Origin of the sequence: Allobosea sp. TND4EK4 (assembly GCF_900156025.1) — a bacterium.
In the GTDB taxonomy this organism is placed as follows: Bacteria; Pseudomonadota; Alphaproteobacteria; order Rhizobiales; family Beijerinckiaceae; genus Allobosea.
This window is the reverse complement of sequence record NZ_FTMO01000037.1, coordinates 1-17,495: the sequence shown is the minus strand read 5'-3', so window position 1 is coordinate 17,495 and position 17,495 is coordinate 1. Positions and strand designations below refer to the sequence as shown.

Genomic DNA, 17,495 nt, shown 5'->3' with positions numbered 1-17,495 from the left:
GCTTCTCCGTCGAAGCCCAGTCGACCGAACCGTCCGGAAGGAACGGCGTCGGCGCAATCGGGAACACCCCGGAGGCGGAAGCGGTGAGGGTCATGCTCGATCTCTCTGAAGGTCAGTGCGACGCGATGGTCAGAACGTCGCCGGCCCGAAAGCCGAAGATGGTCTCGGCGCCCGGCTGCAAAGCGGCGATCTCGTCGGTGGAATCGACGAGTGCAGTGATCTCCGTCTCGTGGCGGTCGAGCAGGAGACGGAAGCCGCGGCCAATGAAATCGACGGACGCGACCTTTGCCGGCAACATATGCTCGCAGCCGCGAGCCGCCTCGCCGACCCGGATCTTCTCGGGTCGCACGGCCAGAATGCCCGTGCCTGCGGGCACGAAATTGCACTCTCCAAGGAAGGTCGCGACGAAGCGGTCAACCGGCTTGTCGTAAAGCGCCCGCGGCGAGCCGATCTGGACGATCCGGCCCTTGTCCATGACCGCGATCTGGTCCGAGAGGAAGAGCGCCTCTTCCTGATCATGCGTGACATAGACGACTGTGGCGCCCACGGCGGCGTGCAGCCGCTTCAGTTCGACCTGGATGGCCTGCCGAAGATTCTTGTCCAGGGCACCGAGCGGCTCGTCCATCAGCAGGATGTCCGGACGGATGACCAGCGCGCGGGCGAGCGCGACGCGCTGCTGCTGGCCGCCCGAGAGCTGGCGCGGCAGGCGCTCGGCGTAAGGGATGAGATCGACGAGGGCGAGCGCCTCTTCGACCCGGCTCTGGACCTCGCGCGCCGGCAGCTTGCGCATTTCCAGTCCGAAAGCGACGTTGCGGCGCACGCTCATATGCGGAAACAGCGCATAGTTCTGGAAGACCATGCCGATGTTCCGCTTCGAGACCGGAACGGGGCCGATATCGACGCCGCCGACGAGGATCCGGCCGCGGTCATAGGTCTCGAACCCGGCAATGGTCTTGAGCAGCGTCGTCTTGCCGGAGCCGGAGGCACCGAGCAGCGTACAGAAGCAGCCGGCGGGGATGTCGAGCGAGACGTCATCGAGCGCCAGCGTCGCACCATAGCTCTTGTGCAGCGCACGGATGGAGACGGCCTTGCCGAGGGCGGCGATGCTCATGACGTCTTTCGCTTTGCGACGAGGAGGTTGGCGCCGAGGACGACGACCGTCACCAGGATGATGAGGCAGGAGGCAGCGATGATCGTGGGGTCGATCTCATGCGCCACGCCCTCATACATCAGCTTCGGCAGGGTCCGGCTGCGGATATTGGTCAGGAAGAGCGCAATGATCACGTCGTCGAACGAGGTGATGAAGGCGAAAATGGCGCCGGCCGCGATGCCCGGCGCGATCGCGGGCAGCATCACGCGCCGGAACATCGTTGCCCAGGAGGCGCCCAGACCAAGCGCCGCGAGCTCCAGATTGTCATCGAAGGATTTCAGCGCGGCCCTGACGGTGATGAAGACGTAAGGCGTCGCGAGGACGACATGGCCGAGCGTCACGCCCCAGATTGAGCCGACGAGCCCGGTCGGCGCGAGCAGGTAATAGAGGCCGACCGCCAGGATGATCACCGGCACGATCATCGGCAGGATGAAAATCGTCTCGACCATGTTGCGCCAGCGCGGGCGCATCCGCGAGACGCCGAGCGCCGCGAGGGTGCCGAGCACCACCGAGATCGTCACGACGAGGGCCGCGATCTGCAGGGAGCGGGTCAGCGCCGTGACCCATTTGCTGGTCGAGAAGAAATTCTCGTACCAGACCAGGCTGTAGCTCTCCGGCGGAAATGCCAGGAAGGGCGAGGACCCCAGGCTCATCGGGAAGACGATGACGATCGGCGCGATCAGGAAGGCGCCGATGAGCCCTGCCGCGACGATCGCCAGCCAGCCGCCCGTGGAGCGGCCGCGCGAGGTCACGGTGAAGGGCTGCCCGACCTTGCCGCCCCCGCCATCGATCAGGCGCTCCAGGCCGAAGAAGCGCTGGAACAGCACGAGCATCGTCACGGTCGCGACGAGCAAGACGGTCGCCAGCGCTGCCGCGAAGGGCCAGTTCAATTCGGTATTGATGTTGCTCGCAATCATCTGCGCGATCATGGCCTGACCGGGGCCGCCCATCAGGGCCGGCGTCAGATAGAAGCCGATCGCATTCATGAACACGATCATCGCGCCGGCCACCACGCCGGGAGCCGTCAGCGGCAGGATGATGCGGCGGAAGACAGTCAGCGGGCCGGCGCCGAGGCTTTCGGCCGCCTGCACCGTCGAGAGTTCAAGGTTCCGGAAGGCGGCATAGAGCGGCAGCACGACGAAGGGCATGAGCACATGCGTCATCCCGATCAGCACGCCGGAGAGATTGTAGACGAAGGCGATCGGCGAGGCCGTGAGGCCCGCCCCCATCAACATGGTGTTCACCACGCCGTTGCCCTGCAGCAGGATGATCCAGGCCGTGGTGCGCACCAGCGCGCTGGTCCAGAAGGGCAGCAGCACCAGCAGCATCAGCAATCCCCGCGCCCGCGGGCCGACCGTCGCCATCACATAGGCGAGCGGATAGCTCGCGATCACCGCCAGCGCCGTCACGAGCCCGGCGATGCCGAGCGTCGTCAGCAGCACCGAGCGATAGACCGGAACCGCCGCCATGCGCTCGAACTGCGCCAGCGAGAAACCGCTTTCGCCGAAGGCCAGCTTCAGCAGCGACAGCACCGGAACCGCGAAGAGCACCAGCAGCACAAGGCCGAAGGGTGCGAGCCCGAGCCAGACCGGAAAGCCGCGGCCGACGCCCGCCGGGTTCGAGCGGCCTGCCAAGGCCGCTGCTGGCGCCTGCGCCGTCATGCGACGAACAACTGCCGCGGGAAGGTGGTCAGGCGCTCGCAACCCTCTTCCGTGATCGCGATCGTCTCGGACATGCCGAAGCCCTTCGCCAGCACATAGGTGTGGAAGGTCATGCCGGGCTGGAAGGACCAGGTGGCGCTGGGCTCCGCCTCGAGCGGCTCGCCGCCATTGGGCTGCAGCATCAGGCCGACGGAATAGAAGGTCTTGTTCGTGTACGTCTCGCGCAAGCCCGCCGAGAGCACGCCATCGCGATAGATCGCATCCGGCACCGTAGCGGGCACGCCGGGCCTCACCGCCGCGATCGCCGCATCCTGAATGGCGATCAGCTGCTCGACGATCCGATGCTCCTCGTCGGTCGCCTGCGCCACCTTGATCGGGCGCATGAAGCGGGCGTGATAGTGGCGGACATTCGGGGTCGTCTCGAGCTGGACGATGTCTCCCGTGGCAAGAACTCGGTCGGAGTAGCCGCCATGCAGATGGTAGGCGCGCTCGCCGGAGGACAGCACGCCCGGGCCCGGCAGGTCGCTGCCGGCGCGGATCATCGCCGCGCAGATCTCCGCCGCCATCTCGCGCTCGGTCGCCCCGGCCTTGGCCGAGGCGATGCCGGCCGCCATGCCGGCCTCGGCCGCCTTGCCCGCCGCGCGCTGATAGGCAACCTCCGCCGGCGACTTGATGAAGCGCATCTGCGTGGTGAAGGGCGACAGGTCGCTCCACGTCGTCTCCGGCAGGGCGGCGCGCAGGGCGTCATAGCGCGCGACGCTAAGCGTCCAGGCCTGCATCTCGACGGCGAGCTTCGCTGTCGCACCCGCCGCCTCGCGGATGGCCCGGGCTGCGACAGCGATGCGGTCGTCCGAATCCGTCCACATCACCCGCTTGGGGAAGACGCAGGTGGCGTCGAGGTAGTATTCCTCGACGTCGCGGCAGAACAGCACCGGGTCGCCTTCGAGAGGGATGACCGCGAACTGGAAGCTCGAATAGCCGCGGGTGAAGAAGCCGGTGAGATAAGTCACGGTCTCGGGCAGGAACGCGACGAGCGCGTCCCGTCCAGTCCGCGCCAGCTCGGCGCGGACCTTGTCGACCCGCGCAAAATAGTCCTCGCGCGGGAACCAGGGTCGGGCGATCGACATCGTCATTCCTTGAGCATGGCGGTGTAGGCCTCGGTCACCTTGGCGCCGTTGTCGGCCCACCATTCGATGTCGAGGAAGAGCGCGTTCTTCAGCCGCTCGGAAGTCGAGGGCAGGTTCTCCATCCGCGCCGCCGGGATCGCTGCGAGAGCCTTCTCCGAGGTCGGGCCATAGGCGACGAATTCGGAGAGGCGCGCGTTATTTTCGGGTTTCGCGATGTAGTTCAGGAAGGCGACGGCCTCCGCCTTGTTGGGCGCGCCCTTCGGGATCATGAAGAAGCCGACCTGCGGAATCTGCTGTTCCCAGGCCATGGCGATCGGCAGCTTGGACTCGATGCCGGCCTGGAACCGGCCGTTCCAGCCCAACGCCATCACCACCTCGCCCGAACCGAGAGCCTGGACCGGCTGCGCCCCGCTGGCCCACCAGACCGCCACCTGCGGCTTCAGCGTGCGGATCTTGTCGAGCGCGCGCTTCAGGCCCGCCTCGGTCGAGAGCGTCTTGTAGACCTCCGCCATTGGCACGCCGTCGGCGAGCAGCGCGGCTTCGACGACGGTCTCCGGCTTATCGGGCAAGGTCCGCTTGCCCGGAAACTTCGCGATGTCCCAGAAATCGGCGAAGTTCCTGGGCTGCGGACCGGCGGCCGGGAAGGCCTTGGTCGAGAAGCCGATGAGCGTCGAGAAGATCTCGGAGGCGACGCCGTAATCGTTGCGCGCGCCGGGGATGACGTGGTCGGTGTTGACCATGTCGGGCGTGATCTTCTCGAACAGGCCCTGGCGGACGCCGCGCATCAGCCCGCCGCCGCCGGCGGTGACGACATCCCAGGTCACCGACTTGGTCTCGACCATCGCCTTGATCTTGGCGGTCTCGGGCCCGGTGTCCTCCTCGACCTTGATTCCGCTCTCCTTGCTGAAGGGCTGAATCCAGGCCTTGCGGATTGCGTCCTGATAGGCCCCGCCCCAAGAGGCGAAGGTCATCTCCTTGGCGCTCGCGATTCCGGGCGCGAGCAGCACCATCGCGGTGGCTGCAACGATCAACTTCTTCATGAGAACCCCTCTCCTTATGTGCGGTCGCTCTCAGGCGGCCGTGGCGCCGCAGAGAGCGGCGAATTTGCTGAGCATGGTCTTGGCAGGCAAAGCCTCGTCCGCCGTCGCCTTGAGCGCGTCGATATCGGCGCCGTCGCGCTCCATCGTGGCGCGGCTCTGCTCGAACCAGACCACGGCCTGCTCCTTCGTGACCTCGGGGTGGCCCTGAATTCCCCAGACTCGATGGTCCCTGAAACGCCAGATCTGGTTGGGGCAGAGATCGCTGGTCGCGATGATGCGCATGTCGGGATGGTCCGCCCGCACCTCGTCATTGTGCCAGACGAACATGTAGACGCGTTCGCCGATCTCGCCGGCGATCTCGTCGCCTCGCGCGGCCGGCGTCACGTCGAGCCATTTGTTGCCGACCTCGCAGAAGGGCCGGCGGAAGACCTGGTCGCGCCCGCACAGGGCCGAGGCGAGGATCTGGCTGCCGAAGCAGACGCCGAGCATCGGGATGCCGAGGCTGTCCGCCTCGCGGATCAGATCGTGCTCACGATGGATGAAGGGAATGTCCTCATAGGCCCCGTGCGGGCTTCCGGTGACGAAGATGCCGTCATAGCCGGCGAGTGTATCCGGAAAGTCGCCCGCGTAGGCCCAGCGCGCATCGACGTCGAGCCCCCAGCCGGCGAAACGCTCAGGCAACCTGGCGACGCCGTCGCGCTTGGGACCGTTCTGGAGAAGAAGCAGCTTGCCACCCATGGCTCAGGTCCTCGTGCCCGATACGGAAATGACTGGGTTCGGGTCCGGCTCGCGCGGAAGGGTGCCGGCCAAAAGATCCAGGATGCCCTGGCGGGCATTGTCGATGTGACGCCGCATCGCCTCGGCCGCGGCGGCGCCGTCGGCGCGCTCGATCGCCGACAGGATCGCCAGATGCTCGCCCTTTCCCGGATCGAAGCGCCGCGGAATCCGGGAGAGGCCGAACATCCGCGTGCGCTCGCGCAGCTCCTTGACGAGCCGCGCCATCAGCCGGTTGCCGCTGGCCTCGGCGATCGAGAGGTGGACAAGATCGTCGACGCTCCAATGGCGGTCATGCGAGACCGCGCGAGGCTCGACCATACCCTCGATGGCGCCGCGGATGGCGGCGAGCTGCTCCGGCGACAGGCGGCCGGCCGCGAGCCTGGCCGTCTCCCCCTCCAGCGCGCGGCGCGTTGCGAGGATCTCCATAACATCCTCCACGGACACGCCCTGAACCGTCAGGAGGCGCCCGTCGCGCCGCAGATACCCCTCGCCGGCCAATCGCCCCAGCGCTTCGCGCACCGGCGTTCGCGAAAGACCGAGCTGCTCGGCAAGCTTGCGGTCCTGAACAACGGTGCCCCCGGGCAGGTCGCCCGAGAAGATCATGCGCCGGATCGCGGTCATGGCTCTCTCGGAGAGCGAGCCGTCGTCGAGGGCAGCAGCAGTTTCGGTCGGCGAAAACATAGGCATACTTTTGGTATACCAGACCCGCATGTCAATCTCCCAAGTGCCGATCCTGTCATCAGGCACGTCTAAATTTGCGGCAGGCCTGCAGCTTTGCGGGCAGTTCAGCCTCAGAGCCAGGTGTGTCGAAACTGGCCTGTTCCGTTCGCCAAGGGCCAGGCAGGCGCCGTTGCGTTTCGAGCCAAATGCCGAAAAGGGCTATTCGGCCGAGCGCGCAGCAGCATCGACGAGCCTGTAGCCGACACCGGGCTCGGTGATGATGAAGCGGGGGTCGGCGGCATCGTCGCCGATCTTCTCGCGGATATGGCCCACCGCGATCCGCAGATAATGGGTATCGGCCGTATGGGCCGGCCCCCAGATCGTCGTCAGCAACTGCTTGTGTCCCACCAGCTTGCCGACATTGCGCGCCAGCAATGCGATCACATCGAATTCCTTGCGCGTCAGCTTGGCGGCCGCGCCATCGACGCTCACCGAACGGCTCGCCAGGTCGATCTCGAGGCCTCCGATGCGGATCGCGGCCGGCTCGGCCGCGCGGTCCCGGCGGCTGCGCAGCAAGGCGCGAAGCCGTGCCAGCAACTCGCCGGTCGAGAACGGCTTGGTGACGTAATCGTCCGCGCCGGCATCGAGCGCCGCGATCTTCTCCGTCTCCGCGTCGCGCACGGACAGCACGAGGATCGGCACGCTCGACCATTCGCGAATCGCCTCGATCACCGCCTTTCCATCCATGTCCGGCAGGCCGAGATCGAGCAGCACGGCGTCCGGCGCCATGGTCGCGGCGCGCTCGATGCCCAGGCGCCCGCGCTCGGCTTCGATCATCTCGAAGCCGCCGGCGCCGAGCACGATGGCCAGGAAGCGCCGGATCGGCGCCTCGTCGTCAATCACCAGGATGCGGGCGGACCTGCTTTCGGTCATTCGGCCTCTTCGCTGCTGGATGGAGCGAAAGGCAGCCTGATCACGATGGCGGTGCCGCGTCCATCCGGCCCGGCGCGCGCCGCGACCGTTCCGCCATGCGCTTCGACCAACCCCTTGACGATGGACAGGCCGAGCCCCGTGCCCGCCGGCCGGCTGTCGCCCTCGGCGACGCGGTGGAACAGGTCGAAAACACGCTCGCGCTCGGCTTCCGGGATGCCCGGTCCCTCATCGGTGATGGCGATCTCGGCCATGTCACCGTCAGGCCGCGCCTTGATCGCGATCGACGTGCCCGCCGGCGCATATTTCGCGGCGTTCTCGACGATGTTCGCGATGGCCTGTCCGATCAGCACCGGATCGGCATGAAGCGGCGGCAGGTCGCGCGGCGTCTCGACGAGGAGACGATGGCCGGCCAGAACCCGTTTGAGGTCGTTGCGGACGACGCCGAGGATTTCGCGCAGATCGACCGCATCGCGCTTGGGCGCCAGCGCACCATGGCCGAGCCGCGTCATGTCGAGCAGGTTCTGGACATAGCGGTCGAGCCGGCGCGCCTCGTCCAGTGCCGTCATCGTCAGTTCGCGCCGGTCGGCGGCTTCGAGGGCGCCATCGGCCTCGGCCAGGCTCGAGACGGCGCCAATCACGGTCACCAGCGGCGTGCGCAGATCATGGCTGACCGAGTTCAGCAGCGCCCCGCGCAGCTTCTCGCCTTCGGCGGACACCCGTGCGTCGGCGAGGTCCTCGGCCAGCCGCGTGCGCTCGACGGCGACCGCGACCTGGTCCTCGACCGCGATCAGGAGCCGCCGCGTTTCGGGATCGAGCCCGCGCAGCCGATCCTTGAACCGGACTCCGACGGCTCCAAGCGCCGTCCCGGCCGTGGCAAGCGGCACGAACAGCCACTCGCTCATCGGCAAGGTCGCCGTGCCGGCGCCGGCCGGCTCGTTCTTCTCGAACGCCCAGCGCGCGGCTCCCTCGGCCCGCGCATCGAGGTCATCGATCGTGGGATGGCCCTGGACCTGCTGCAGGGTGCCCGTGGCATCGGGCATGAGGATCAGGGACTGACAGTCGAGGGTCGCGGCGATGTGAAAGGCTGCCGCCCAGAGCACGTCGTCGGTGTTCTGGGCTGCGGCGATCTTGCGCGCAAAGTCATAGAGAGTCGCGGTTCTCCGCTGCGCCACGCGCATCGTCTCCACCTGCGCTTTCAGCCGGCTCGCCAGGCTGCCGGTGAAGACGGCTCCGAGCAGGTAGACGGCGACCGAGACGACATCTTCCGGGCGTCGCATTTCGAGCGAGTAGAACGGCGGCGTGTAGAAGAAATTATAGGCGGCGGATCCCAGAACACCGGCCAGCAGCGAGGGACCGAGGCCGTGGCGGGCCCCGACGAAGAGCACGGCCCCGAGATAGATCACCGAGATCGCGCCGCCGGGCACCGCATCCCAGATCGCAAGGGGCAGAGCCGCCCCGGTCGCCACCGCGATCGCCACCAGTGCGACGGCGTAGCCCGGGCGGTCCGGCGCGATCCATGCGGAGCGCGAGCGCTTGCGCCGCTCGATGCGCGAATGGGGCGTGACGACCGTGATTTCGAAATCGGTCGCCTCGTCGAGCAGCCGGTCGGCGACCGGCTCCCGGAAGAGGCCGAGCAGGCGCTGCCCCCAGCCACCCCGCGAGCTCGGACGCCCCACCACGAGCCGCGAGACGTTGCGCTGCCGGGCATAGCGCAGCACCTCGGCCGCAACGTTCGACTCCGCCTGCAGCACGACCGTTTCGGCGCCAAGCGTCTCGGCCAGACGCAAGGCTTCCTTGGTGACCGCGCGGGTCTCCGCCGGCATCGCTTCATGGCGCGGCGTCAGCACCGTCGCCACGATCCAGGGCATGCGCGCGCGTTCGGCCATCCGCTTGCCGGCCCTCACCAGGGTGCGCGCGACGGGGGCCTCGTTGACGCAGACCAGCAGCCTCTCTTCGGCAGGCCAGGGTCCCTTGACAGCGTGGGCTTGCATCCAGTCGACCATCTCGGCATCGACCCGGCTGGCGGCCGTGCGCAGCGCGAGCTCGCGCAGCGCCGTCAGCTTGCCCTTGCCGAAGAAGTTGTCGAGCGCCCGGCCGATCTGCTGCGGCACATAGACCTTGCCGTCCTCCAGCCGCTTGATCAGCTCTTCGGGCGGAAGGTCGATCAGCTCGATCTGGTCCGCCCGCTGCAGGACATGGTCCGGCACCGTCTCCTGGACGCGCACGCCGGTGATCCGGGCGACGACGTCGTTCAGGCTCTCGACATGCTGGATGTTCAGCGTCGTGACGACGTCGATGCCCGCGTCCAGCACCTCGACGACGTCCTGCCAGCGCTTGAGGTGGCGCGAGCCCGGGACATTGCTGTGGGCGAGCTCGTCGATCAGCGCGATCGCCGGCCGGCGCGCGAGCAGGGCGTCGAGGTCGAGTTCACTCAGCATCTGGCCGCGATAGGCGACCTGTCGCCGCGGCAATTGCTCGAGCGTGTCGAGCAGCGCTGCCGTCTCGGCCCGGCCATGGGTCTCGACCAGTGCCACCACGACATCGAGGCCCGCGCGCTGCCGCAGGCGGGCCTCCTCGATCATCGCGAAGGTCTTGCCGACACCCGGGGAGGCACCCAGGAAGATCTTGAGCCGTCCGACGCGCTTCGCTTCCTCGCCGCGTGCCTCGGCGAGGAAGGATTCCGGACTCGGTCGATCATCAGGAGTATTCGGCATCGGCGGTCGACCAGAGCATCAGGGCGCAAGCCTGTCGAGGGCGAGGTTGAGCGCCAGGACATTGACCCGCGGCTCGCCGAGGACGCCGAGCAAACGCGGCTCGGTCTGGGCCTGGACGAGCAGCCTCAACCGCTCATCGGACAGCCCGCGCGCCTTGGCCACGCGCGCGATCTGAACCTCCGCGCCGCGGGGAGAGATGTCGGGATCGAGGCCTGAGCCGGAGGCCGTGACCAGCTCGGCAGGCTGGGCGCCGCCGCCGAGCGCCGCCACGCGCTCCGCCACCGCCGTTTTCAGCGCAGCGGAGCTCGGCCCGAGATTCGAGCCGGTCGAGTTCGCGGCATTGTAGGGACTGTCGACGGTCTTGGACGGATCCTTCGGGTCCGGCGCCGACGTGGCGGAGGGACGGCCATGGAAATAGCGATCGGACATGAAGGACTGACCGATCAGGCTCGAGCCGACCACGGTACCGCTCCTGACCACGGCTGATCCGTTGGCCTGGGACGGGAACATCGCCTGTGCCACGCCGGTGACGGCGAGCGGATAGGCCGCGCCGGTCAGCAGGCTGAAGACACCGAGGAGAACGAGCGCGGGGCGCAGATAGGTGGTCATGGTCTGTCTCCTCAGGCGAGGTGCAGCAGATCGACGATCAGATCGATCGCCTTGATGCCGATGAAGGGCACGATGAGGCCGCCGAGCCCGTAGACCAGAAGGTTGCGGCCGAGCAGCGTCGAGGCTGAGGCCGGCGCGTAGCGGACGCCCTTCAGGGCGATGGGGATCAGCGCGACGATGACCAGCGCGTTGAAGATGATGGCCGACAGGATCGCCGATTGCGGACTGCCGAGTCCCATCACATCCAGCACCGCCAGCCCCGGATAGGCCGTGACGAACAGCGCCGGCAGGATCGCGAAATATTTGGCGACGTCGTTGGCGATCGAGAAGGTCGTCAGGGCGCCGCGCGAGATCAGGAGCTGCTTGCCGACCATGACGATCTCGATCAGCTTCGTCGGGTCGCTGTCGAGGTCGATCAGGTTGCCGGCCTCCTTGGCGGCCGGCGTGCCCGAATTCATCGCGACGCCGACATCGGCCTGCGCCAGGGCGGGCGCGTCGTTGGATCCGTCGCCGCACATCGCCACCAGCCGGCCTTCCGCCTGCTCCTTGCGGATGAGGGCGAGCTTGGCCTCGGGCGTCGCCTCGGCGAGGAAATCGTCGACGCCGGCTTCCGCCGCGATGGCGGCCGCCGTCAGCGGGTTGTCGCCGGTGATCATCACCGTGCGGATGCCCATGCGGCGCAGCTCGGCGAAGCGCTCGCGGATGCCGGGCTTGACCACGTCCTTCAGGTGGACGACGCCCAGCACGTCATTGTCGCGCGCCACCACCAGCGGGGTGCCGCCCGAGGAGGCGATCTTGCGCACCGCCTGCTCGACCGTCGCCGACAGGGCGCCGCCGGTCAGCTTCGCCATGGTGTCGGACGCACCCTTGCGCAGATGGGTTCCGCTTGGAAGATCGACGCCGGACATGCGCGTCTGGGCGGTGAAGGGAACGAAGAGAGCGCCGGAGCCGGCAGCAGCATCGAAGCCGAAGCGCGTGGCGGCGAGGTCGACGATGGATTTGCCCTCCGGCGTGTCGTCGGAGAGCGAGGCCAGGAAGGCGGCCTCGGCCAGATCGCGCTCGCTGACGTTCGCCGCCGGCTCGAAGGCATGCGCCATGCGGTTGCCGAAGGTGATCGTGCCGGTCTTGTCGAGCAGCAGCACGTCGATGTCGCCGGCCGCCTCGACCGCGCGGCCGGATTTGGCGATGACGTTCGCCTTCACCAGCCGGTCCATGCCGGCGATGCCGATGGCCGACAGAAGCCCGCCGATCGTGGTCGGGATCAGCGTCACGAACAGCGCGGCGAGATAGATCACAGGCAGCGTCGTACCCGACCATGAGGCGAAGAAGGGCAGCGTCGCCACGACGAAGAGGAAGACCAGCGTCAGCGCCGCCAGCAGGATGTCGAGCGCGATCTCGTTGGGTGTCTTCTGACGCTTGGCGCCCTCGACCAGCGCAATCATCCGGTCGAGGAAGGTCTCGCCCTGCCGCGCAGTGACGCGCACCACCAGCCAGTCGGAGACCAGCCGCGTGCCGCCCGTGACGGAGGAGCGGTCGCCGCCGGATTCGCGGATGACGGGCGCCGATTCACCCGTGATCGCACTCTCGTCGACGGAGGCTATGCCCTCGATGATCTCGCCATCGGTCGGCACGATGTCGCCGGCCTCGACGAGGATGACCTCGCCGGGCTCGAGGCGCTCGACATCCTTCGTGCCGTAGACGACGCGGTCGGACGGATCGACCAGCACCTTGGCCAGCGTCGAGGACCGCGTCGCGCGGAAGGCGTCGGCGCGGGCCTTGCCGCGTCCTTCGGCGACGGCCTCGGCGAAATTGGCGAACAGCACCGTGAACCAGAGCCAGATCGCGATCTGGAGTCCGACCCAGAAGACCGGGCTGCCGATCAGCGCCTCGCGAATGACCAGCACGGTGGCCAGCACCGAGACCAGCGCTGTCGCGAAGATCACCGGGTTGCGCGCGAGGCTGCGCGGATCGAGCTTGCGGAAGGCCTGCAGGATGGCGGGCCGGATGATGACGGGCGAGAACAGGCCCATCTCGGCGGGAGCATGCTTGCTCATGGGGACCTCTAGAAGCTCTGCCCGGCCAGGATCGACACATGTTCCGCGATCGGGCCCAGAGCGAGGACGGGAAGGAAGGTGAGCGCGCCGACGATCAGGATCGTCGCCACCAGCAGGGTGACGAAGAGCGGCCCATGGGTGGGGAAGGTGCCCGCCGTCTCGGCCGCGGGGCGCTTGGCCGCGAGGCTGCCGGCGATCGCGAGGATCGGGATGATGTAGCCGAAGCGGCCGAGCATCATCGACACACCGAGGAAGCTGTTGTGCCAAAGCGTGTTGGCCGTGAAGCCGGCGAAAGCCGAGCCGTTGTTGCCCGTCGCCGAGGTGTAGGCGTAAAGCAGCTCCGAGAGCCCGTGCGGCCCGGCATCCTGGACCGAGGCCTGCGCCTGGCCCGTGACGATCGCCAGGGCGGCAAAGAGCAGGATGCCGATCGGCATCACCAGCAGGGTCAGCGCCGCCAGCTTGATCTCGCGCGCCTCGACCTTCTTGCCGAGATATTCCGGCGTGCGGCCGACCATCAGCCCGGCGAGGAAGACCGTGATGATGACGAAGAGCAGCATGCCGGTGAGGCCGACGCCGACGCCGCCATAGACCACCTCGCCGAGCTGGATGTTGAGCATGGCGACGAGACCGCCCAGCGGCGTGAACGAATCGAGCATCGCGTTGACCGAGCCGTTCGAGGCCGCCGTGGTCGCCGCAGCCCACAGCGTCGAGGCCAGGATGCCGAAGCGGACCTCCTTGCCCTCCATATTGCCGGAAGCGAGATCGACCAGGCCGGCATGGAGCGGATTGCCGAGGCGCTCGGCCGCGTAGATCGCGGCGAAGCTGGCGAGGAACAGCACGGCCATCGCCGCGAAGAGCGCGCGGCCCTGTCGGCGGTCCCCGACCAGCCGGCCATAGGTGAAGCAGAACGCGACCGGGATCAGCAGGATCGAGATCGTCGTCAGCAGGTTGCTGAGCGCATTCGGGTTCTCGAAGGGATGCGCCGAATTGACGTTGAAGAAGCCTCCGCCATTGGTGCCGAGCTGCTTGATCGCGATCTGGCTCGCGACCGGGCCGATCGCGATGCTCTGCTTCGCGCCCTCCAGCGTCGTGGCGTCGAACGACCCCGCCAGCGTCTGCGGCAGGCCGAGCGCGACGAGCACCAGCGCCAGGACAAGCGCCGCCGGCAGCAGGATGTAGAGCGTGGTCCGGGTCAGATCGACCCAGAAATTGCCGAGCACGCGGGTCTGCTTCGCGGCGAAGCCCCGCGCGACCGCCGCGGCGACCGCGGCACCGCTGGCGGCGGAGACGAAGTTCTGCGTCGTCAGGCCGAGCATCTGGCTGAGATTCGAGAGCGTCGTCTCGCCCCCATAGGACTGCCAGTTGGTGTTGGTGACGAAGGAGATTGCCGTGTTGAAGGCCAGATGCGCCGGCAGCCCGCCGAAGCCCTGCGGGTTGAGCGGCAGCAGGTTCTGGTAGCGCAGCATCAGGAACAGCACGGCGAAGCCCGCCGCGTTGAAGGCGAGCAGCGACAGCGCATAGGCCTGCCAGCGTTGCGGCTGAGGCCGGCCCTGGCCGGCGAGGCGCAGGAGCGCGTTTTCGATCGGAGCGAGGAATTGCGCCTCCCCGGTGAAGACGCGCGCCATGTACTGGCCCAGCGGCCAGGCGAGGGCCAGGAGCAGGGCGGCGAAGATCAGGAACTGGACGAGATCGAGTGTCATGGGCCGGTTCCTCCGTTCAGAAGGATTCGGGGCGCAGCAGCGCCTTGAGCAGATAGGCCAGCAGCAGCGCCGCGACCGTCAGCCCGAGGATGATGTCGAAGGGCATGGCGGGCCTCACAGCCGGTCGGCGGCCGCGACTGCGCCGCCCGCGACCGCAAACAGGCCGAGGCCCCCGAGGAAGAAGACGATGTCGATGATCATGACGATGCTCCGATCGTGTGTTCGATCGGAACTAGGCTCGGTGTCCGTAACGCCGCCATGTGGAATGAGCGCGCTGGCCGTAACGCCGGCGTAAAGCGTCAGGCGGCATAAAGCCCGCCCCGCGCAGCAAGAAGCCCGGCCCGCGCAATGCGGACCGGGCTCTTGTGTCGTCAGATTGCGGAGGGCGTTGGGCGGGCTGCCGGCCCGCCCCGCCTCACGCGGCCTGCTTGTTGGCCTCGCCCGTGCCGAGCTGGCTCAGGAGCTGGTCGGTCTTCTTCTCTTCCGACAGCGTCTGGTCGAGCAGCTTGACCGCATCCTTGTGGCCGAGCTGCTGTGCCCAGGCCTTCAGCGTGCCGTAGCGCGCCATCTCGTAATGCTCGACGGCCTGGGCGGCCGCGACGAGGCCGGCATCGAGCGCCGGGCTGCCCTCGAACTCTTCCATGATGCTCTTGCCTTCCTCGATGATGCCGAGGATGGCGTCGCAGGTCTTGCCCCGGGGCGCCTTGCCGATCACATCGAAGACCTCGCTCAGACGCTCGACATGCGTCTCGGTCTCGTCGCGATGGGTCTCGAAAGCCTTCTTCAGCTCGGGCGACGAGGCGGCCTTGGCCATCTTGGGCAGCGTCTTGAGAATCTGCTTTTCGGCGTAGTAGATATCCTTGAGCGTATCGAGGAACAGGTCGTCCAATGTCTTCGGTTGCGTGGCCATGGTGCTCTCCTGATGGGGAAGGATGTGCTTCCCGAACCGGACAGGGCCAGTGGAGTTCCTGTGGAGCCCCCTGTGCGGTCGCAACTGACGCGACTGTGCGCTGAAGCACAGAGAACCGCTCCGCGCGAACAAAGCCGGAGTTCGGCCGCTGGGCATAAAAGGGCCCGGTCCGCGAGCGAGGCTGGGCAGTGATTCCGCTAGCAGAGAGAGGTCGGCCTTGAATATCCCCGTCGTCGGACGCTTCACCTTCAACAGAGCGGAGCTCTGGGCCGACGGCATTGTCCACGGGCTCGGCATCGTGCTCGGGATCAGCGGTGTCGCGGTGCTGATCGGGTATCTCGTCGCCTCGTCGCACTTCTTCGAGCTGATCCCGGTCTCGATCTACGGCGCGGCGCTGCTCGCCGTCCTGATCATCTCCGCGGTCTACAATTTGTGGCCGATCTCCCCGATGAAGTGGCTGATCCGCCGCTTCGACCATTCGGCGATCTATGTCCTGATCGCCGGCACCTACACGCCCTTCCTGATGAAGCTCGGCGAGAGCGCGACGGCGCAATGGCTGCTGGCGATCGTCTGGCTGGTCGCGATCGCGGGGATCGCGTTGAAGGTCGCCCTGCCCGGCCGCTACGACCGGCTCGCCATCCTGCTTTATCTCGCGCTGGGCTGGAGCGGCGTCCTGCTGTGGGAGAGCATCGCGACCCTTCCCGCAACTGCGCTTTGGCTGATGCTGGCGGGCGGAGTGCTCTATTCCGTGGGCGTGATCTTCCATGTCTGGGAGAGCCTGCCCTTCCAGAACGCGATCTGGCACGCCTTCGTGCTTGCGGCCTCCGGCTGCTTTTATGGGGCGGTCTTCCGCGCCTACGCCGTCGCGCCCCTGGCCTGAGATGCGGGCAGCCGCGCTTGCCGCTGCTCAAGGCGGCGGACGATGATCGTGCTCCTGGCGCCTCGCGCGCCCCCTCCTGATCCCTGAGGCCGATGTGGACAGGCTCGCCAAGCTTCCGATCTTCCTCGACCTCGCCGGCAAGCGCGCCGTCGTGGTCGGCGGCGGCGGCGGCGCGACCTGGAAGGTCGAGCTGCTGGCGGCGGCCGGTGCCAAGGTCGAGGTTTTCGCCCATGATCCGGCGCCCGCATTGAGCGAATTGGCGCAGGCCCAGCCCTCCTCCGTCACGCTTCGCGGCGAGCGCTGGGAGGGTGCCGACTTCACCGGCGTCGTCATCGCACTGCTCGAACCGGAGCATGGGGACGGAGAAATCACGGCCTTCCGTGCCAAGGCGAAGGCCGCGGGCGCTGTCGTCAACGTCATCGACACGCCTCACGCCTGCGATTTCCAGTTCGGCACCATCGTCAACCGCTCCCCGACGATCATCGGCATCTCGACGGACGGGGCCGCTCCGATCCTGGCCCAGGCCCTGCGCCGCCGGATCGAGGCCATGCTCCCTCCGGGGCTGGCCGCCTGGACCGCCGCGGCGAAGGCCTTTCGGGACGAACTGGCGGCGCGCCTGCCGGGGAAGCCGGCGCGCCGCCGCTTCTGGGAACGCTTCGTCGACCTGCTCTTCGCCCACGACCGGCAGGAAGAAGCCGGCTCCGCCGAGGCCTTGCGCCGGATCGCCGACGCCGTCGCGGCGGGCGATCCCGCAATGGCCGGCCCGCATCTGACGGTGCTGACCGTCGATCCCCTCGATCCCGAGCGGCTGACCCTGCGCGACATCCGGCTGATGCAGGGCGCCGACCTCATCCTCCACGCGGCCGACATCGCCCCCGCCATTCTCGATCTCGCCCGCCGCGAGGCGCGCCGCATGCCCCTGCCCGCCGACGAGGCGGAGTTCATCGCGGGGCTCGATCCGGAGACGCCGCTCGCCATCGTCAAGCTGGCTGCGGCGCCTGCAGCCGCAAGGCCGGCCTCTTCCGGGGGGAGGACGAGGCGCTGATGCACCGCGTCCCGGATCGCGCCGGAGACCGTGCACGGCAGGAGACGCTGCCGCCGAGCCCAGCGGCTTTTGACATGGATCAGCAGGAGCGGCAGCGGGGTGTGCGAGGATCGCCGGGTCTGTCAGGCCGTCGAAACAGCGGAACAGCGATGAGCAATTTCTACGAGGAGCGGGTTCTGAGCGTCCATCACTGGACGGACACGCTGTTCAGTTTCACGACGACGCGGGACGCCTC

General features: G+C 67.7%; 15 protein-coding genes and 1 pseudogene. 3 read left to right on the top strand and 13 right to left on the bottom strand.

All coding sequences use genetic code 11. From position 1 onward, the window contains the following. Positions 1 to 112: 112 nt before the first annotated feature. The 13 genes from BW981_RS21820 to BW981_RS21760 form a co-directional block, all read right to left on the bottom strand. Positions 113 to 1,111 (bottom strand): ABC transporter ATP-binding protein, encoded by a 999-nt coding sequence (locus BW981_RS21820; RefSeq protein ID WP_076443069.1) that lies wholly within the window; start codon positions 1,109 to 1,111, stop codon positions 113 to 115. Further along, positions 1,108 to 2,784: an ABC transporter permease subunit gene (locus BW981_RS21815; protein ID WP_210188722.1), complete on the bottom strand. Its 1,677-nt coding sequence runs from the start codon at positions 2,782 to 2,784 to the stop codon at positions 1,108 to 1,110. The genes BW981_RS21820 and BW981_RS21815 overlap by 4 nt, the downstream gene beginning before the upstream one ends. Before the next feature lie 23 nt (positions 2,785 to 2,807). After that, positions 2,808 to 3,938 carry a M24 family metallopeptidase gene (locus tag BW981_RS21810; RefSeq protein WP_076443067.1) on the bottom strand — a complete coding sequence of 377 codons (1,131 nt, stop codon included), beginning with the start codon at positions 3,936 to 3,938 and terminating at the stop codon, positions 2,808 to 2,810. 2 nt (positions 3,939 to 3,940) lie between these two features. Continuing rightward, entirely contained in the window at positions 3,941 to 4,978 is a 1,038-nt protein-coding gene (locus BW981_RS21805; RefSeq protein ID WP_076443065.1) for an ABC transporter substrate-binding protein, read from the bottom strand. A 30-nt stretch (positions 4,979 to 5,008) separates the two neighbouring features. Next, positions 5,009 to 5,716: a type 1 glutamine amidotransferase gene (locus BW981_RS21800; RefSeq protein ID WP_076443063.1), complete on the bottom strand. Its 708-nt coding sequence runs from the start codon at positions 5,714 to 5,716 to the stop codon at positions 5,009 to 5,011. 3 nt (positions 5,717 to 5,719) lie between these two features. After that, positions 5,720 to 6,376 (bottom strand): GntR family transcriptional regulator, encoded by a 657-nt coding sequence (locus BW981_RS21795; protein WP_210188721.1) that lies wholly within the window; start codon positions 6,374 to 6,376, stop codon positions 5,720 to 5,722. 258 nt (positions 6,377 to 6,634) lie between these two features. Next, positions 6,635 to 7,348, bottom strand: a complete 714-nt coding sequence (locus BW981_RS21790) for a response regulator (RefSeq protein ID WP_076443058.1) — start codon at positions 7,346 to 7,348, stop codon at positions 6,635 to 6,637. Next, entirely contained in the window at positions 7,345 to 10,062 is a 2,718-nt protein-coding gene (locus tag BW981_RS21785) for a sensor histidine kinase (RefSeq protein ID WP_076443056.1), read from the bottom strand. Before BW981_RS21785 ends, BW981_RS21790 begins: the two co-directional genes overlap by 4 nt. Before the next feature lie 18 nt (positions 10,063 to 10,080). Beyond that, positions 10,081 to 10,671, bottom strand: a complete 591-nt coding sequence (kdpC, locus tag BW981_RS21780) for a potassium-transporting ATPase subunit KdpC (RefSeq protein ID WP_076443054.1) — start codon at positions 10,669 to 10,671, stop codon at positions 10,081 to 10,083. Positions 10,672 to 10,682: 11 nt separating this feature from the next. After that, positions 10,683 to 12,725, bottom strand: a complete 2,043-nt coding sequence (gene kdpB, locus BW981_RS21775) for a potassium-transporting ATPase subunit KdpB (RefSeq protein WP_076443052.1) — start codon at positions 12,723 to 12,725, stop codon at positions 10,683 to 10,685. Between the two features lie 8 nt (positions 12,726 to 12,733). Continuing rightward, positions 12,734 to 14,425: a potassium-transporting ATPase subunit KdpA gene (kdpA, locus tag BW981_RS21770; RefSeq protein ID WP_076443050.1), complete on the bottom strand. Its 1,692-nt coding sequence runs from the start codon at positions 14,423 to 14,425 to the stop codon at positions 12,734 to 12,736. A 16-nt stretch (positions 14,426 to 14,441) separates the two neighbouring features. Then, positions 14,442 to 14,531, bottom strand: coding sequence for a K(+)-transporting ATPase subunit F (gene kdpF / locus BW981_RS21765; protein WP_076443048.1), 90 nt, complete (start codon positions 14,529 to 14,531; stop codon positions 14,442 to 14,444). 309 nt (positions 14,532 to 14,840) lie between these two features. Next, complete coding sequence (locus tag BW981_RS21760) at positions 14,841 to 15,335, bottom strand: YciE/YciF ferroxidase family protein (protein WP_076443047.1); 495 nt, start codon at positions 15,333 to 15,335, stop codon at positions 14,841 to 14,843. A gap of 217 nt (positions 15,336 to 15,552) precedes the next feature. On the opposite strand from BW981_RS21760, the gene BW981_RS21755 reads away from it, so the two are divergent. From BW981_RS21755 to BW981_RS22820, 3 genes and pseudogenes are all read left to right on the top strand, one after another. After that, a complete protein-coding gene (locus BW981_RS21755; protein WP_139333896.1) occupies positions 15,553 to 16,215 on the top strand; it encodes a PAQR family membrane homeostasis protein TrhA in 663 nt (220 codons plus the stop codon). A gap of 94 nt (positions 16,216 to 16,309) precedes the next feature. Further along, positions 16,310 to 17,260 carry a precorrin-2 dehydrogenase/sirohydrochlorin ferrochelatase family protein gene (locus tag BW981_RS21750; RefSeq protein ID WP_076443043.1) on the top strand — a complete coding sequence of 317 codons (951 nt, stop codon included), beginning with the start codon at positions 16,310 to 16,312 and terminating at the stop codon, positions 17,258 to 17,260. A 149-nt stretch (positions 17,261 to 17,409) separates the two neighbouring features. Continuing rightward, positions 17,410 to 17,495 (top strand): annotated as a pseudogene (locus BW981_RS22820) (ferredoxin--NADP reductase); the annotation flags it as partial.

What these genes read in the sequence shown, in the direction of transcription:
- BW981_RS21790 (WP_076443058.1), bottom strand. Translation starts at nt 7,348, where the DNA reads ATGACCGAAAGCAGGTCCGCCCGCATCCTGGTGATTGACGACGAGGCG.
- BW981_RS21785 (WP_076443056.1), bottom strand. Translation starts at nt 10,062, where the DNA reads ATGCCGAATACTCCTGATGATCGACCGAGTCCGGAATCCTTCCTCGCC.
- BW981_RS21805 (WP_076443065.1), bottom strand. Translation starts at nt 4,978, where the DNA reads ATGAAGAAGTTGATCGTTGCAGCCACCGCGATGGTGCTGCTCGCGCCC.
- BW981_RS21810 (WP_076443067.1), bottom strand. Translation starts at nt 3,938, where the DNA reads ATGTCGATCGCCCGACCCTGGTTCCCGCGCGAGGACTATTTTGCGCGG.
- BW981_RS21795 (WP_210188721.1), bottom strand. Translation starts at nt 6,376, where the DNA reads ATGACCGCGATCCGGCGCATGATCTTCTCGGGCGACCTGCCCGGGGGC.
- kdpC (WP_076443054.1), bottom strand. Translation starts at nt 10,671, where the DNA reads ATGACCACCTATCTGCGCCCCGCGCTCGTTCTCCTCGGTGTCTTCAGC.
- BW981_RS21760 (WP_076443047.1), bottom strand. Translation starts at nt 15,335, where the DNA reads ATGGCCACGCAACCGAAGACATTGGACGACCTGTTCCTCGATACGCTC.
- BW981_RS21820 (WP_076443069.1), bottom strand. Translation starts at nt 1,111, where the DNA reads ATGAGCATCGCCGCCCTCGGCAAGGCCGTCTCCATCCGTGCGCTGCAC.
- kdpB (WP_076443052.1), bottom strand. Translation starts at nt 12,725, where the DNA reads ATGAGCAAGCATGCTCCCGCCGAGATGGGCCTGTTCTCGCCCGTCATC.
- BW981_RS21800 (WP_076443063.1), bottom strand. Translation starts at nt 5,716, where the DNA reads ATGGGTGGCAAGCTGCTTCTTCTCCAGAACGGTCCCAAGCGCGACGGC.
- kdpA (WP_076443050.1), bottom strand. Translation starts at nt 14,425, where the DNA reads ATGACACTCGATCTCGTCCAGTTCCTGATCTTCGCCGCCCTGCTCCTG.
- kdpF (WP_076443048.1), bottom strand. Translation starts at nt 14,531, where the DNA reads ATGCCCTTCGACATCATCCTCGGGCTGACGGTCGCGGCGCTGCTGCTG.